Origin of the sequence: Jeotgalibaca arthritidis (assembly GCF_011100465.1) — a bacterium.
In the GTDB taxonomy this organism is placed as follows: domain Bacteria; phylum Bacillota; class Bacilli; order Lactobacillales; family Aerococcaceae; genus Jeotgalibaca; species Jeotgalibaca arthritidis.
In genome coordinates, this window is the sequence record NZ_CP049740.1 from 214,876 (window position 1) to 231,122 (window position 16,247).

At 33.6% G+C, this 16,247-nt stretch carries 11 protein-coding genes and 1 pseudogene; 1 reads left to right on the forward strand and 11 read right to left on the reverse strand.

Features of this window, described 5'->3' with window-relative positions:
- Positions 1 to 53 precede the first annotated feature (53 nt).
- Positions 54 to 2,510 carry an excinuclease ABC subunit UvrA gene (gene uvrA, locus G7057_RS01085; protein WP_166160640.1) on the reverse strand — a complete coding sequence of 819 codons (2,457 nt, stop codon included), beginning with the start codon at positions 2,508 to 2,510 and terminating at the stop codon, positions 54 to 56.
- Between the two features lie 69 nt (positions 2,511 to 2,579).
- Entirely contained in the window at positions 2,580 to 3,329 is a 750-nt protein-coding gene (locus G7057_RS01090; RefSeq protein ID WP_166160641.1) for a MerR family transcriptional regulator, read from the reverse strand.
- 194 nt (positions 3,330 to 3,523) lie between these two features.
- Here G7057_RS01090 and G7057_RS01095 point away from each other — a divergent pair, with 194 nt between their 5' ends.
- A complete protein-coding gene (locus G7057_RS01095) occupies positions 3,524 to 3,871 on the forward strand; it encodes a helix-turn-helix transcriptional regulator (RefSeq protein ID WP_166160642.1) in 348 nt (115 codons plus the stop codon).
- Positions 3,872 to 4,084: 213 nt separating this feature from the next.
- On the opposite strand, the gene G7057_RS01100 is transcribed toward G7057_RS01095, so the two are convergent.
- The 9 genes and pseudogenes from G7057_RS01100 to G7057_RS01140 all read right to left on the reverse strand — a co-directional run.
- Positions 4,085 to 5,485 carry a relaxase/mobilization nuclease domain-containing protein gene (locus G7057_RS01100; RefSeq protein WP_166160643.1) on the reverse strand — a complete coding sequence of 467 codons (1,401 nt, stop codon included), beginning with the start codon at positions 5,483 to 5,485 and terminating at the stop codon, positions 4,085 to 4,087.
- Positions 5,486 to 5,712: 227 nt separating this feature from the next.
- Positions 5,713 to 7,467 carry a type I restriction-modification system subunit M gene (locus G7057_RS01105; protein WP_166160644.1) on the reverse strand — a complete coding sequence of 585 codons (1,755 nt, stop codon included), beginning with the start codon at positions 7,465 to 7,467 and terminating at the stop codon, positions 5,713 to 5,715.
- 11 nt (positions 7,468 to 7,478) lie between these two features.
- Positions 7,479 to 8,780, reverse strand: coding sequence for an AAA family ATPase (locus G7057_RS01110; protein ID WP_166160645.1), 1,302 nt, complete (start codon positions 8,778 to 8,780; stop codon positions 7,479 to 7,481).
- Positions 8,777 to 10,027 carry a restriction endonuclease subunit S gene (locus tag G7057_RS01115; protein ID WP_166160646.1) on the reverse strand — a complete coding sequence of 417 codons (1,251 nt, stop codon included), beginning with the start codon at positions 10,025 to 10,027 and terminating at the stop codon, positions 8,777 to 8,779. Before G7057_RS01115 ends, G7057_RS01110 begins: the two co-directional genes overlap by 4 nt.
- Positions 10,020 to 13,046 (reverse strand): type I restriction endonuclease subunit R, encoded by a 3,027-nt coding sequence (locus G7057_RS01120; protein ID WP_166160647.1) that lies wholly within the window; start codon positions 13,044 to 13,046, stop codon positions 10,020 to 10,022. The genes G7057_RS01115 and G7057_RS01120 overlap by 8 nt, the downstream gene beginning before the upstream one ends.
- Positions 13,047 to 13,095: 49 nt before the next feature.
- On the reverse strand, positions 13,096 to 13,311 hold the full coding sequence (locus G7057_RS01125; RefSeq protein ID WP_166160648.1) for a helix-turn-helix domain-containing protein: 216 nt from the start codon (positions 13,309 to 13,311) through the stop codon (positions 13,096 to 13,098).
- Positions 13,312 to 13,634: 323 nt separating this feature from the next.
- Positions 13,635 to 13,922, reverse strand: coding sequence for a CD1845 family protein (locus G7057_RS01130; protein WP_166160649.1), 288 nt, complete (start codon positions 13,920 to 13,922; stop codon positions 13,635 to 13,637).
- Between the two features lie 74 nt (positions 13,923 to 13,996).
- Positions 13,997 to 14,332 (reverse strand): plasmid mobilization protein, encoded by a 336-nt coding sequence (locus tag G7057_RS01135; RefSeq protein ID WP_166160650.1) that lies wholly within the window; start codon positions 14,330 to 14,332, stop codon positions 13,997 to 13,999.
- Positions 14,332 to 16,227: pseudogene (locus G7057_RS01140) on the reverse strand (helicase-related protein); the annotation flags it as partial. The gene G7057_RS01135 and the pseudogene G7057_RS01140, both read right to left, overlap by 1 nt.
- Positions 16,228 to 16,247 lie beyond the last annotated feature (20 nt).

A 16,247-nucleotide genomic window follows, 5' to 3' on the forward strand; every position in this document is an offset into this window, starting at 1 on the left:
ACACCAGATATAAGTCTGGTGTTAAAATGTAGGGTACATTAACTTGTATTTTCCTATAAAAATTTACCTGTTACAGAATCAATAGAATTTTTTATTGTTTCAGGTGGTCCTTCAGCAATAATTTCTCCTCCATTTAGTCCACCTCCAAGACCCATATCTATAACCCAATCTGATGATCGTATAAAATCAACATTATGTTCAATAACAACTACAGAGTTTCCTTGAGCAACCATCCGCTTTAACATATAAATTAGACGTTCAACATCATGTGGGTGTAATCCTGTTGTCGGTTCATCCAAAAGATATAGTGAATCTACAGTTGATGGCTTTGCTAATTCCTTCGCTAATTTTACCCTTTGAGCTTCACCACCTGATAATGTAGATGCAGACTGTCCCAGAGAAAGATATCCAAGTCCTACTTCTTTAAGTATTTCAATCTTATCAGCTATTTGCCTCTCTCTTTTGAAAACATTATAAGCTTCATCAATAGACATCATAAGAATATCTGAAATATTATGAGATTTGTACTTTATCTCAAGAATATTATCTTTGTATCTTTTTCCTAAACATTCATGACATGAAACTTCTATATCTGGCATAAAGTGCATTGATACTTTTATTACCCCACTACCTTCACATTGCTCACATCTTCCACCTGGGGTATTAAATGAAAAGTCTTTAGCCTTTAACCCCATCTCCTTTGATATAGAGAGGTTAGCAAACAATTCACGGATTGATGTAAAAACATCAATATAGGTAGCTGCATTTGATCTACTGGAACGCCCAATAGGCATCTGGTCAATCATCAGTACCTCCTTTATATTATCTAGTCCATAAATACCTTCACACTCCTTAGGGGATAACTTTTTATTTTGAACATGCTGATATAATACATCAAGCAATAAGCTGGATTTCCCAGATCCAGATACTCCTGATATAGTTACCAATTTTCCTAATGGTATTTCGACATCTATATTCTTTAAATTATGAACCCGTGCTCCTTTTATTCGAATATATTTTCCATTTCCTTCATTCCTCTTATGAAAAATTATTGTTGCTTTGTTATTTAAATATTTACCTGTTACTGATTTATTATGATTAGCAACTTCATGAGGGGTTCCAGTAGTCACTATAGTTCCACCGTATTTACCCGCACCAGGTCCCATATCAATAACGTAATCACAGGCTTCTATGAAATCTATATCATGTTCTACAACCAATACAGTATTGCCCATATCCCGTAATCTTTTAAGCATTAAAATCAACTTTTTATTGTCTGCTGCATGAAGTCCAGTAGTTGGTTCATCTAACACATATAAAACTCCAGTTAAACCAGTTCCAAGAAGTGTAGAGAGTCGAATTCGCTGTAACTCTCCAGCTGAAAGAGTTGAGACTACTCTGTCTAAGCTTAGATACCCAACACCTATTTCCACAAGTCTACTAAACTTTTCTAAAATTACTAATATTATAGGAGAGACCATTTCTTTTACTCTGTCAGACAAAATCTCTAAAATGTGATTCATCCATTTATAACAATCTTCTATTTCCATCTTATTTATCTCTATTATATTTTTTCCATCAACCCTAACGTTTCGGCTTTCCTCTTTTAGTTTTGATCCCTTACATGCAGAACATATAGTTGAGACAAAGAATTTTTCTAGCTTTCCAACACCACTTTTCTTTTCAGAATAACGACGCATCAAATTTGTTACAACACCTTCATATTTGCCATCAGGTACAGTTCTAGGTGTTTTAATATCAGGATATATCTTTTTGAATTGATCCCCCTCAACCCCATGCAAGAGCAGAGCAATTTGTGTATCGTTGTAATCTCGAATGGGTAAATCCATACTAAATTCAAATCCATAATGTTTTCCTGCATTAACCATTGAATTTCCATATCTATTGATATATATCTCATCCCATCCTAATATTGCTCCATCCCGAATACTTTTGTTATAATCAATCAGCATTTCAAGATTTACTTCATTCGTGATTCCAAGACCATTGCAAACAGGGCACGCTCCTTCTGGTGTATTGAAAGAAAAATCTCTTTTTGTCAGTACTTCTACTGCCTTTTTGCAATTGGAACAATGGTGAACTTTGTTAATATCTTCTGCATTTATTTCAATCTGTGAAATAATCTCTCCACAATGAGAACATGGATATTCACCAATTTTAGAAAATAAAATTCTTAGAAATGATAAAACATCAGTAAAAGTCCCCACAGTAGATCGTGGATTCATGTTACCATGATGTTGTTCAATGCTGATTGAGGGTGATAGCCCTTCAATTTTATCTACTTTTGTTCTGGGTATTAAATCCACTGCCATTCCTAGTGATTCCATATAAAGTCTTTGGCATTCATGTTGAAGGGTTTCAAAAGCTAAAGTAGATTTGCCTGAACCAGACAAACCAGTTATAGCTACAAGTTTATTTTTGGGGATTTTAATAGAAATATTTTTTAAATTATTTCCTTTTGCTCCATTCACAACAATATATTCATTCATTTGCATCCTCCTTTTCTATGAAAAAATAATACCACCAAAACAAAGTCTGGTGGTAAAGTGTAGAGTTACTTAAAATCTTTCTTTAAACTCATAAAGTTGTTCTAATATAATTTTCATATTTCTTTCAGCAATTCTCAATGACGTTAATAGATTATCGCAGGCAGAAACAATATCTTCGTCATCTTGAGGTGTATCTATTACCAATTTTAAATTTGTTTTAGGATCTCGAGATAATGCACTTAACATACGTAAAATTGCCGTAAGAGAATAATTGGCACAGCGAAGTGATCGAATAATTTTCAATCGTTTGACATCTTCATCTGTGTATATCCTATATCCATTTTTCTTGCGCTTAATTCTCAAAAGACCATTTAATTCCCAATTCCTTAAAGTATCTATTGTAACTTGCAAATAGTCAGCTGCTTCCTTTCTTGTTAGACATAAATCGCTTGTCTCCTCTTCAACAACTGTGTCTAACAACATCTTTTTTACAATTCCAATGGCTTCTTCAGCATTTATCTGCTCTTTTCTAACTTGCTGCAAATAATCTTCAGCAAGAGAAATCGCTTCATCAAATTTCTTTTTCGCTGATAATCTAATAATCTCAACTGCTTTTTTGCGTAGACCATTCTGTAATACCTCTACTTCAAAAGCAGTTCGTGCAAGTTTGAATTGCTCTATATGAAAATCTGTAAAAACTCTATACCCATTTTTTTTACGTTCTGGTTTTGGTATAAGCTCATACGCTTCATAAAGTCTAACAGTATTCGGATGTATGCCTATTATCTGTGCGACCTCTGATGTTTTATATATTTTCATTAGTCATATCACCTCCTATAATTTGTATTATAGCACTCTATAAAAGTCTGGTGTTATAGTGGAGTGTTTTATAATACCAAAAATCTCGACTTATTTCAACTAATGTATGATTTATTACAGTCATATATGTGATATCTGTACTCATATCCAAAACGAAATGATGAACAGTAAAATGTAGTATGGTGAAATAAATTATGAAACAAAAAGTAGATAAATATGATTTCAAGGCTTTAGGTCAAGCAATAAAAGAAACAAGGAATGTGAAGGGATTATCAAGAAATCAATTAGCGGATAAGATGAACATTGCCCCTCGATATATTGCGTCTATTGAGAACAGCGGACAACATCCAAGCTTGCAAATTTTTTATGAACTGGTCACCCTTTTAGATGTATCAGTAGATCAATTCTTTTTTCCAAATAAAGAAACAGAAAAATCAACACAACGTAGACAACTTGAAAGTTTGATTGATGAAATGGATAGTAAAGATTTAATGATTATGACTGCTACTGCAAAGGGAATACAAGAATCCAAATCAGAGTAAAGAACGGAAATATCCGTTCTTTTTCTTATATGCTTTATATCCAAATAATAATGGCAAGCAGGGCAAGGTGGTACACACCTTGCGATTTTGCTCAAAATTTCCTTACGGGATTTTTGCAAATCTGCTTGTTGGGGAGTATCCCCAATCCCCATTGAACACACAATAAATTGTGTGGCTACGCTCCCTTTGGGAGCTGAAAAATCATAATCGAGATTACCTTTGTTCTTTGTGTTTTTCTTTTTCCTTATCTGGTATATTTTCACCTAAAAGGCGGTCAACATTTGCCTTTGCAGTCAATACATTTTTCATCTCTTTTTTTATGGAATGGTATCTTGCATAAGCCTTTTTCTTTTTAGAGAGCAGTTGAGAATATTCTGTTTGCAAAGCCTTTAGCGTGGATATTTTCTTACCCTCTAATTCATCAAATGCAGCCTTTGCAGCTTTGTGTAAAAGTAAATCAGTAGTATGTTCTTCATAGAATTTCTTAGAGTATCCTGCCTTACGATAAGCGGTATAAGTATCTCGGGTTTTTGAATAATTTATAATATGAGTTTTAAGGTTTCCTATCTCTGTCATACGCTTTTCAGTGGCTTTAATTTGAGCTGATAATTGATTGAATTTTTCGGTTGAAGTCTGTGCTTTTTTCTCTAAATCTTCATAGACAAGCAGATTGTTTTCCGTTAGAAAATTAATAGTCTGTGCCATCTGCTTCAGGTTAAAAATCTTTGCCCACCGTTCATAGCCAGCACCTTTTCCTGATTTTAATTTTGCCTGTATATCAACTAAAAGATTGATATGAGAATGTGACTTTTCAGGTGCTTTCTTTCTATTAATAAAAGGTTTTTTACCTTTAACGATTTCCTTAATTTCTTCCTCTAAATATCCCTCTCCAAGAGAGCGCAAACGGATAAATTTCTTTTGTTCCTTGTTCTTAAAGGCAAGATGTTTTCCATGTTTAATAGAGTAACCTTCCTGTTCCATTTGCAATAGGAAATCATCAAAATCTGAAGTCTTTTTTGAAAGTATTTCATCTATATTATCTCGTATTTTTTGTGAATGGGTAAGGGGTTTCTTATCTCCGAGCCATTTGCCATAATGGTTTTTCCCACGCTTTGGATTTTCAATAATAGAGAGTCCGTTTTCAAGGCAAAGGCGATCAGATATTTTCCGTACAGCTTTACCAGAACCTAAGAAATCTCTGAACTTTTTTGTACAGTCTAAAGAGGTGGAATTATATATGATGTGATTATGAATATGAGATTTATCTATATGGGTAGCCACAATAAATCCATGATTTCCTTTGGTAAACTTTAAGGCTAACTCATAACCGATTTTGTTAGCAAGCTCTGGTGTAACTTCACCTGGTTTAAAAGACTGCCGTATTTGATAAGCTATTACATCATTTGCTTGCTTTCTACCTGTAATATCAGAATAGATTCGCTTGGATAAAAGAATTTCTCCCTTTACGGTTTTGGGGTCGCATTCATAGGAGCTGATGTATTCACAATCATTGGTTTTATCAGGATTTAATGCATAATCTATGCGGTCTGCAAGACATTTTGCAATAGACTTCCCTTTGTTTTTATGCATAGAAATTAAGCGAGTCGTTGCCATAAGTATAACCTCCTTCTCAAATAAAAGTAGCATATCCAAATGTTCATTGGATATGCTCTCTTATGATATTATTAATTTCACACTGAATAAAATCCCTTCTCAAAGGTTATCTTGTGTAATAATGATATAAGCTATAACCCCTTAACTATAAAATAGCTACTCTTATAAATATAAATGATAATCGTTTAATTAATTATTGTCACAATCACATAATAAAGTAATTTACCTTATTTTAACTCTGGCAAACCAAGCTCTTTTAAAAACTGATTGTGTCTTATCTTAGCTTCATTTATATCCTCTTCAATCTTGTCTAAATTTTTCTTTACATTCGCAAGGTCAATAATTTCTTCTTCCTCAGCCGTGCTAACGTATCTTGATATATTTAGGTTAAAATCATTTTTTTCGATTTCTTCCATAGATACACGACGAGAATACTTTTTATCATCTTCTTTCCGGAATTGATATGTTTCTACGATTTTATCAATATGCTCAGGTAAGAGAACATTCTGGCGTTTACCTTTTTCAAAATATTCGCTCGCATTAATAAATAACACATCATTTTCTTTCTTACATTTTTTCAACACTAAAATACAAACTGGAATACCTGTTGAAAAAAATAAATTAGCGGGCAATCCTATTATTGTATCGATATTGCCATCTTTGAGTAATTTAGTTCTAATTTTTTCTTCCACACCACCACGAAATAAAACTCCATGAGGCAAGATAATAGCCATAGTGCCTTGTTCACTTAAAAAGTGAAAACCGTGCAATAAAAATGCAAAATCAGCTGCTGATTTTGGAGCAAGCCCATAACTTTTGAATCGGAAGTCTTCTGCAAGTGTATCTGTTGGATCCCAACGATAGCTAAAGGGTGGATTAGCAACCACAGCATCAAATTCTATTTTTTTTGCTGGATTCATTTCACTTAATATATCCCAATCATTCGTCAGTGAATCTCCATGAAATATTTGAAACTCAGTATCCTTGAATCCATGAAGAAGCATATTCATACGAGCAAGGTTGTAAGTTGTGATGTTCTTTTCTTGACCATATATTTGCCCAATACTATTTGGCTCTAGTTGTTTTTTAACATTTATTAGAAGTGAGCCCGAGCCACACGCAAAGTCCAATAAATTATTGATATATTTCTTTTTGCCATTTTCAGGTGTATGACTATCAAGTATAACGATTCGAGAAAGGATTGTTGAAACTTGTTGAGGAGTATAAAACTCTCCAGCTTTTTTGCCTGAACCTGCGGCAAACTGACCTATTAAGTATTCATAGGCATTTCCCAAAAGATCTATTTCATTTGAAAACTCAGAAAGTCCCTCTGCAATTTCTGTTATAATCGAGCACAGCATTTCATTTCTCAGTTCATATGTTTTACCAAGTTTATCAGAATCAAGATTAACTTCAGAGAACAAACCTCGAAAAGTACTATCAAAAGATTCATTCTCTATAAACTTAAATCCATCCTGTAAAGTCCTTAAAAGTAATTTACTTTGTGTTCGTGCTAACTCATAAATGTTACTCCAAAGGTATTGAGGCTTAATCACAAAATGTACTTTTCTGCGCATTTGTTTTTCAAATATAGTTACTTGATCTAGGTTTTTATTATACCAAAGAGCAAGTGGAGTAAGCTTATTGCTGTCAAGTAAATCATGATGTTCTTCAATTTTCTTTTTTTCCTCATTTTTTTCTAATTGTTGTGTATTGAAGTAATTTGCTACCTGTTCTTTTAAAAAATCAATAGTTTCATCCTTATTTCCACTACTATAGATTTTGTTAATTTCTTCTTCACATTGTACATAATCACTTCCAAGCTCTTTTCTCGCTGATTCCTCATAATTATCAGAAAGATAACGAAGAAAAAGAAAGGATAGCATATAGTCACGAAAGTCATCCGCATTCATTGCTCCCCGCAACTTATCAGCAATTCCCCACAGGGTTGCCCCTAATTGTTTTTGTTGTAAATCATTCATATCTGACCCTCCTAAACTTGATTATCTTCAAATAATTTCTTATTAAAATTATAGTCATCTAAAAAGTTATTTAATATATTCTTGAAATATTCTTTATTCTCTTCAACCATTTCTTTAGGATCAAACAAAGAATAATTACCATGGCTCAATAGATTTATTATTCTTGTGTAAACAGGCTCATCCTCATCCTCACCCTTTCTTATACATGCAGAAAAGTGTGCAAATCCATGAAAAGATGCCGTTTTTTCCAAAATATTCCTCAAAATGTTAAAGTGGTATGTATACAATTCTCCTGTATCAGATGCCTTTTTTAATTCCTTTAATAAAGCAACATGATGAAAAAACGGAGTTTTTCTGGTATCTTTTAAAACATACATACCATTAGTGATATCCTTTTGTAAGAATAATTGTTCAGCTTTATTTATCTCATTACATAGAACATTAAAAAATAATGTATGATGAGATGAAACAATGATTCTAATATCAGTACCACTCATTAATTGTGCTAGATGACTTGCAACTGCAATTACATTATTATCATCTAAAGAAGATATAGGATCATCAACAAAAATATACTTTACCCAATTGTATGATTCCACCTTATCCACCACTAGTTGAACGATTGCAATAAAAAAACACCAAACAAAGATATTTTCTTCTCCACGAGATATTTTAATATTATCAATTCTTTGTTGCATACCTGAGATAATCACATTTCTCCAAAACCTAATTTCCATTCTTTCGTAATCAATGGAGAAATCAATATCAACATACCTATGTAGTAGGGGTCGAATCCTACTTTCCATTTCGAGCTCTTTTAGACCTGCAAAAAAACGAGAACTACTATTTAGCTTTAGTATACGATCTGTATCATTTTCTAAATCATTATCCCAATAGAATAAATCTTCAGTAAAGGCATTGTAATACAGAGTATCAGCAGTCTTTTCCCCAGTTTCATCGTTTAGCTCTTGTCCTAATGATTTGAACTCTACTGAAAGTCTTGTTTTTCCTGTACCATTATAGGCAAACAGTACAATATACTTCTTTTCATCTAGCAATAACCTAAAATATTCAGCAGTTTCTTTCAATGAGTTAAATTGTTTATTCCCTATTCTTTTAAGTATAAAATCTATCTTTTCAAGTACTTCTGGAGATAAGCTATCTTTTAAAGCATATTCCTCTGAACCTTTAGGTCTTTTGTAATTTTCAGTAATTATCTTTTTATATTGCTGGAAATCATTATTGTTAAGTTTCTTGTTAGTTAGCTTATTAAATTCCTCTTTAGTAAATTTAGATGGAATGTCTATACTCATTCTCCCACCTCCTCTATAGAAAGAAATAGTCCTTGCATTAATCCTGCTTTATGGGTTTTCAAAGTTTCAATTTTCTCTATCTGTGCGTCAATGAGCTCGTCTATGCTAGAAAGACAATTCGCTATTTTTTGTTGTTCATGTTTAAAGGGCAGTCTTATTTTTAATTTCCTTATGTCACTACTATTAATTGCATCAAAAGTTCCACCTTGTGATACTTTATGCCATTGAGATTCAAAAGAAAATAACCATTGATAAATGAACTCCTGTGAATTATTCTTATTTGCTCTAATAGCTGCTATTCCCCGACCAATACAAGCGTGATGTATGGACATTGCAACAGTTCCAGCAGGAGCTCGGACACTAATAAGGATGTCACCTATTTGACACTCTTGAGTTAATTGCGATGTAAAAATTCTTGGAGCTGACACACGATTTTTTATATCTGCATTACCTTGTATTAAAGGTAAACCATTATTATTTTCGTTATAAAATTCAGACTTAGGAGAAGATCCCATTACAATCGTTGCTTCTTTATCCATTTCACTATAATTCCATTCCCCAGTGCTCCTAAACTCCGGAAATCTCCATTCAGGTAAAGCTTCGCCTTCAGTTGGGAAAAGCTTTTGCATTAAGCCTTTTTTATGTTCTCTAAGAGTCGATAACTTTTTATCCTCAGTAGCTATAAGCTCATCAAGGGAAGTTAGACAGTCTGCTATTTTTTGCTGTTCTTCAAATCTTGGTAATGCAATAGGCATATCCCACAAATGTTTAATGTTAAAGCTTAATGCACCATGGGCACGACCACCAACCTCAATATATTTTCGCAACCAAGAACCATGATAGTTATTTTGAAAAAGATGATCAAAAAACTTTAAATCGCATCCCCTATTTGCAATACGAAAACAAGTAAAAATGCTATTGGGTAATGCAGCTTCTTTATACCCCGTAAGCATCGAAATATAACCTTCTGGAAATTGCTTTGTAGCACTTTTATTATAAGCAAAGTCATTTTCCTTTATTACATAATAATTTTTATATGAACTCCCAGCAATTTCCCTGCCAAATTTTTCGACTTGGGGTACTAACCCTACGCCTGAAGTAACACTCATAAGAATGTATTTCTTTGTGCCTGCACGTTCATTTATAGCAACTGCTAAGTTGCCTAATTTATCAATGCTCCATGCAGGGTGATTTTTGAATTGAAAAAATCTTAATTTTGGAACTATCATTTTTTTATTCTTACTCATATGCTTTCAACCCCACAATCTCACGTCCATTTGCTATTTTCTTAAGCAACGGAATTAAATCATCCATTAGCTCTAGTTCTTTCTTAGTTCTTTCTCTCCAACCTAGACCAAGAGGTTCTAATAAGTCATTTAATTTTTCACCATCAAAAATCATGCGACCCATTATTCCGTCAACAAAAAATTCCAAATATTTTAGTTCAATACCATGTTTATTTGCTACTTCTTCTAATTCCTTTGATGATTTTTGTGCTTTAAACTTTTGATAACCCTCTCTTATCTCTATCTCATCTAAGCCCTTACCACCTTCAAACGTTTTAATATACTTATCAAGTTCTTCAATATATTCTTCAATATCCCTTCTTTCTTCCATCAAGTTGGATGTAGAGGCAATAAGATCTATTAATTCTTTCTTAGTCATTTTTTCTTTTTTAGGTACATCGGATTGTGTGTACTTTGAAATCAATGACATGATATAATCATAATCAATAATGGCAGAAGAGAAGAGAACAAACTCAAAATCGATCTCTTTGAGCTCTGGTGATTTATCCATAATATTCTTGACTTGTTGCTCCTTTAACCTTAAAGCAGTTTCAATATAAGCTCCGCGGAATGCACGCAAAGTATCCTCTGGCATCAATTCCTTAATTTTTTCAGTTTGTTCTTCTTTTATATCGGTATATTGGTCAAGCTGAGTCTTAAATCTTTGCACCTCTTTAAATTTCTCTATAAATCGTGCACGTGCTATATCTCCCTTTAAGTTGCTTACTTCTTCTGGTTTACACTCCAATCCCTGTGATTCCATAAATTTCCCAAGCTCTGAAATAGCTTTATCCAACTTTTTAACCACAGTAGGAGCTGGATCAACCAGCCAAATTTCCTTTACTTTCTCGCTGTTTTCCTTGCCAGAAAAAAGTGTGATAGCATCATTGACCTCATTTTCATGTCCTCTAAAATCAATGATATTACCATAAGGCTTTGTTGGATTTAAAACACGATTTGTTCTTGAAAAGGCCTGAATTAAGCCATGTTGTTTTAAGTTTTTATCCACATACAATGTATTTAAATACTTTGAATCAAAACCTGTTAATAGCATATCTACAACAATAATTATATCAATCTTGTTTTTATGTGGATAATCTGCATTTGTATATTGTTGGTCTTTAATACGCTTTTGCACATCCTGATAATACAAGTCAAATTCATTTATGCTGTGGGTAGTATTATATTTAATGCTATAATCATCAATAATATCTTTAAGTGCTTCCTTTTTCTTATCTGGCTCATGCTCATTATCAGTTTTTTCTTGAACAAGATCTTCTTGAAGCTGTTTCACATCTTTATTTCCCTCTGCTGGTGGAGAAAACACACACGCAATATTCAGTGGAATAAAGTCATCTTCATTTTTTTTGCGTTCTTCTTGTAATTCCTTAAATAATCCGAAATATTCAATTGCATCATTGATTGAAGCTGTAGCAAAAATTGCATTATACCGTCTGTTATAGGTTGCTGCATCATGTTTTGATAAAATCGCTTCAACAACTGCCTGTTTATATTCCTTTGAGGATATTTTTGCAGCTATTTTTTGATCTTCTGGTTTAAAATAATCAATATGAAAGCGTAGTACATTTCCATCATCAATCGCATTTGTTATGGTATAGGAATGAAGTTCTTGCTGAAAAACATCCTTTGTCGTTCTATAAGAGCCTACAGTACCATCTACTTGCTTAAATGTTGAGTTTGCTTCAAAAATCGGTGTCCCAGTAAAACCGAATAGCTGTGCTTTCGGGAAAAAGGTCTTTATTGCATCGTGGTTATCACCAAACTGAGAGCGATGGCATTCATCAAAAATAATGGCCATTCTCTTACCACTAAGTTTCTCTAACCTTTCTTTAAAAGTAAGTACACCTCTTTTCTTTTTATCCCTATTACGCTTGCTGTTATCATCAAGAGCAAGTCCAAGCTTTTGGATGGTGGTAACAATCACCTTATCTTTGTAATCATCAGATGTAAGACGCCTGACTAAACTTTCAGTATTTGTATTTTCCTCAACGCATCCTTCTTGAAATTTATTAAACTCTAAGCGTGTTTGCCTATCAAGGTCTTTTCTGTCCACAACGAATAAACATTTTTCTATTTCGGGGTTATCTTTCAAAAGTGTTGATGCCTTAAAAGAAGTGAGTGTTTTTCCACTTCCAGTTGTATGCCAAATATATCCGTTACCACGATTTTGGTCTATACAATTCATAATTTCCTTAACAGCATAAATCTGGTAAGGCCGCATAATCATCATCTTTTGCTCACTTACTACTAAAACCATATATCTACTAATTAATTGCCCCAGGGTGCATTTTTGTAAAAATCTATCTGCAAATTCGTACAAATTGGTTATCTTTCTGTTATCCTTATCAGCAAATTCATAGATTGGTAAAAATCTTTCATCTGCATTAAAGCAAAAATGTTCCTTGTGATTATTTGCAAAGTAGTATGTCTTTGTTTCATTGCTAACAATAAAAAGTTGCATAAAACAAAGAAGCGAATTGCTGTAACCATTTCCTTGATCGTTTTTATAATCTACAATTTGTTCCATTGCCTTTTTAGGTGTGATGTGGAGTGTCTTTAATTCAACCTGAACAACAGGAATCCCATTAATAAGAATAATTACATCATATCTATGGTTACTATTGTCTGTGTTTATACGTAACTGATTTATTATTTCAAATTCGTTTTTACACCAGTCTTTAATATTTACCAGAGTATATTGCAAGGGTGTGTCATCATCACGCTTAAAAGTATTGATTTCTCGTAATGTTTTAGCAGCAGCGAACACATCCGCTGTGATAATACTATCCTTTAATCGGGCAAATTCAGAATCACTTAATTTAACACGATTCAATCTTTCAAAATGTCTTCTAAAATTAACTTCAAGAGAAGATTTATCTCGAATATCTTCTCGATATGTATATTTTAAGTCTTGTAGTTTTTGAATAAATTCCAATTCAATTTGCTTTTCTGACTTCATAGCGGAACCTCCTTATATTCTGTATTTTCCATTTTCTAAACTATAATATCTATTTTGCTTCTAAAAACAAGGTAATTAATTCGGGTCTTATATTTTTATTTTTGCAAAGTTCAATTAAAGCATGGCGAGCAATTTGGTTTGGTTTTGTGCGATTGTTTTCCCATCGATTTACAGAAGTAAATCCAACATGAAGTTCCCGTGCAAGCCCTTCTTGGGATAGTCCCAATTCTAAACGTATAGTTTTAATTATTTCACTTAACTCCATTAACATCACCTCATCATAAGATAACTAATACAATATAGTATATCAAAAGCTATAGCATATTACAATATAATCTATTTATAAAGATAACATACTAAAAAGCAACCTCACATTATCTGCTTGGTTGCTCTAAATATGTTTATTTTATAATTAATTTTTGTTCATAAATTACATTTTTAGCTAATCTTTTTTATTTTTTTAAATAAGAATGAGTAAAAAAACTAATATAGATGCTATATCTAAATTTTGAAAACTATTTCGCTGGCACTCCTGCTGTGTGTCAGTTAAGGATGAAAGCCTAAAAATACCTCCACCCTTATTAATAATTAAATAGCTTTTAACCGTTCATTTACCTGCCCTATCTTTCCTATTAGCCAAGAGGCAAGGATAGGTATCCCAAAGGGACTAATAAGATAGGCAAGTACCATTGCTCTTAATCCATCCTTCATATCCTTTAAAATAATCATAGTCCCCAAGGCTAATGCAAATAAAAGTAGTGCTAAAATGGAAAGAAACATTGTTCCAAATAGGCATATAAATTCAGAAAATAGCAAGATAATAGTCAATGACAGGGTAATTGGAAATAATAATATTTTAAGTAGTATCCTCACCATCAAGTCCCCCTTTTTCTATGATACTTTATATAAAAAACATACCAAATAAAAATATATTGTCTATCATATGAATTTTAAATTGTAGAAAGTCTTAACAGTATTTCATCTGCCGTATCCCAAAGCCTGTCATAGCTTTCCCTAAGTGCCTCTATATCCTCACCATAGATATTTCCTGTCTGATGAACACGCTTTGTAAGCTGATTTAAGCTGTTGCTAGTACGACGAAGGAGTGTTACTAGCTCTCGTATATCTGATAGGTCTAGGTGGATAATATAGCCATCTATAGCCATTTTACGGAGATAGGCTCCCATGTTCTTTGTGCCAAGTTGAGCCATCTTTTCATCTATTAAACTGCGTTCATGCTCTGTTACCATAAAATGTAGTTGGACATTTCTTTTACGATTTACCATCACCTCACCTCCGCACATTTATCTTGTTTAACTTTAAATTCTCTATTTAGTTGTGGAGATTGTTTTAAGCCATTTAATACAGATGGGCGTTCAGGTTTAGGATTCTCTTTTTGTGCCTGTTCTTGCAAGCCTGATACTTCTATACCCATATTTAGCTCTGTATCAAGTACAGCTAACCTAGAAATTTTATCCTTTAATTCTTGCTCTTGTAGAAAGGGCTTACCAATCTCTGACTTTGCTGCTTCTTGCTGTTTAATGAGATTTTCAAGCTGATCTCTAACATGATTTAATCTACTTCCCATATTACTAAGGGTATTATCAATACGCGTAAGATTACCCCTTGCATCAGCTCCCAATTTGGCTATATGGCTCATTACTCCCTTTAAATTAAGTTGAAATTCATTATAAAAGCCATCATAGGATAGATACATGCTAAAACCACGATAGCCACCTATTTCCACTGGATCTTTGCCTCTTACTTCTTTACAAACTTCAAGTAAAGCAGCTCCTGCCTTCTCCTTATCTGTAAGGGTTCTATTTTTAATCACCATTGGCAAAAACTCACCTTCAGCTGGAATGTTTTCTGAAAGTGTCTTTAAATCCTGTTCAAATCCTTTAATAAATCCCTTGTTCTTTTCTATATTTTCAGGAAAGTATTTTAATAGATTATCCTCTAAACGGTACTGATTACTCTGATGGTTTGCTTTTAAAAGCTTTAGTTTTGCCACATCAATATCCAAATCCATCTTTTCTTTGATCTTTGGATTACCGGCACATAGGGCTTTAATTTCTGCATAAGATAAAGCCGCTTCATCCACATCTTCACAGGAACGAACAGGACTTTTTGAAGTCATAATCTGTGAGATATACTTCTGCTTATTTTCCACCGTTTGCCATAAATACGCATCAAATGTAGCCTCTGTTACATAGCGGAAAATATCTACTTCATCATTCATATTTCCCTGTCTTTCAATTCTTCCCGCTCTCTGTGTTAAGTCCCCTGGTCGCCACGGACAATCAAGGTCATGCAAGGCTACCAGACGGTCCTGTATATTTGTTCCCGCACCGCATTTTTGGGTACTACCAATAAGCACCCGAACATCTCCATTACGCACCTTAGAAAATAGTTCCTTCTTTCTAACTTCTGTATTTGCCTCATGGATAAAGGCTACTTCATGGGCAGGTACACCCTTTGCCACCAGCTTATCTCTAATATCATCATAGATATTGAATGTAGCTGTATAATTAGTTTTATCATGGGGTAAAGTTTCTGCTAAGGCATAAAGCTCTGTACCATTAATGGTTTTGTTTCCAGCTTCTGCCACCCTTTGTCCTTGTGCCTTTCTACCTTTTGGAGTAGATATATCGCAGAAAACAAGCTGGGTCAGTTTTTCAGGTTTACCTTTATCCCATATATTATAAATATTATTGATGCAGGCATTTACCTTACTACTTTCATCATCAGGAAGTAAAGGATTGACAATACGCTGATCAAGTCCTAGCTTCCGTCCATCCGATGTTATTTTCAACATATTGTCAACAGAAGGGTCAACCTTATTTGCATGAATATCAGCAGCTCTATCAGATAGATCTTTAACCATTTCCTCCTGTATTTCTGTAGGCTTTACCGCAATGGTATGATAATTTGCTTTAGGGGTAGGTAGATTTAACTGGTCAGCCGTTTTAATATCCGCCACCTCTTTAAACATTGCCATAAGTTCAGGAAGATTAAAGAATTTTGAGAATCTAGTCCTTGCCCTGTAGCCTGTCCCTTCAGGTGCAAGTTCAATAGCGGTCACAGTTTCTCCAAAGGTACTTGCCCAACTATCAAAGTGAACAAGTCCGTTACGCTGTAGCGTGGAATATTGAAGATATCGCATCATAGTATATAGTTCATAAGGTAGGCAACACCACG